Consider the following 1,198-nt stretch of genomic DNA (forward strand, 5'->3'; position numbering starts at 1 on the left):
GCTTTACCAGTATGCAGAAAACCAGCTATACGAAGAAAAAGAAGAAACAGTTACTCTCTGGTTTTGGTTGAACTTATCAGAAACAGGGATGGAGCAGCAGGGGATGTGGACCTTAAGAGTCTTTTTGGATGGGCAGTTTCTTTTAGAGGATTTGTTTACTGTGTGTTCGTTACAGGAGCAGGTACTTTATCAACAGATATAACAGGGAGGGAGAATACAGATGAAAGTAAGAGAGAGTTCTTATCGACCGGTGAGCAAGCCGGTATCCAGGGTGGCTCCGAGCAGGACATCCTCTAAAAGCAGTTCTTCTGGCAAGGCAGTCAGAACTACTCCAACACCAAAAACATCGACAGTCTCTAAGCCGACGGCGGCAAAGACATCAAAAACAAATACGACGAAAACGAATACGGCAAAAGCAAATACAAGTAGTAGGATAAATGGAAGTACGGCAACCGGTAATAAGAAAAGTACGAATACAGCAAGTAGTCAGAAGATGGGGGCTTTGGATAAAGCATCCCAGGGAGTAAAAAAGGGAGTAACAGCCATTGTCAATACAGCAGAAAAAGGATATAATACATTAAAAAAAGAAGCATCAAAGGCTGGTAAGACAGTTGTGGATACAAAGAAGAATGAAAAGCCGACGGTGGTCACTAAAGAGGAGAAGGTAAATGCTACAGTAATCCGTCAGGATGCTCGGGGAACAAAGGCTTCAAGTAAAGAGGTAACACCGGAAGAACGGAGAAGGTGGGATGCCAGAGGACCCTATATTCCAAAACAAATTGTAATATCGAAGGGAGGCGATGCGAATAAAAAAGCAGAGGATATACATAATTTTCTGTCATCACTAGGTGTGGTTCCAGGACCTATAGGACTTGTTGCAGATGGAGTTAATACAATTGTTTATTTTTCTGAAGGCAAGCTGGATAAGGCAGCAATTTCTGTTCTGGAGATGGCGGCTTTGGGTGCAATAATTAAAGTGGGAGGAAAAATAATTGTAAAGCTGGGAAATAATACGATAAAAAATGGAATAAAAAAATCAGTTAAAAAGATAGCTGGAGAGGTAACAGAGGGTGTTACAAAAATAACTGGTAAAGGTTTAAAGAAGGAAGCAACAGAGAATATAACGGAAAAGACAGCTAATATAACTAGAGAGGCAATTAAAATTGATAGCAAAATTGGGATTAAGAGTGGTAGTAAG

1 protein-coding gene and 1 pseudogene are annotated in these 1,198 nt (G+C 40.6%); both read left to right on the plus strand.

Going from position 1 to position 1,198, the window contains the following annotated elements; all coding sequences use genetic code 11:
• Nucleotides 1-202 (plus strand): annotated as a pseudogene (locus ASU35_RS19665) (hypothetical protein); the annotation flags it as partial.
• 18 nt (nt 203-220) lie between these two features.
• The coding region (locus tag ASU35_RS05360; RefSeq protein WP_423229971.1) for a hypothetical protein at nt 221-1,198 on the plus strand (978 nt) is incomplete at its 3' end.

The sequence above is a fragment of the Acetivibrio ethanolgignens genome (genome assembly GCF_001461035.1).
Taxonomy (GTDB): domain Bacteria; phylum Bacillota; class Clostridia; order Lachnospirales; family Lachnospiraceae; genus Velocimicrobium; species Velocimicrobium ethanolgignens.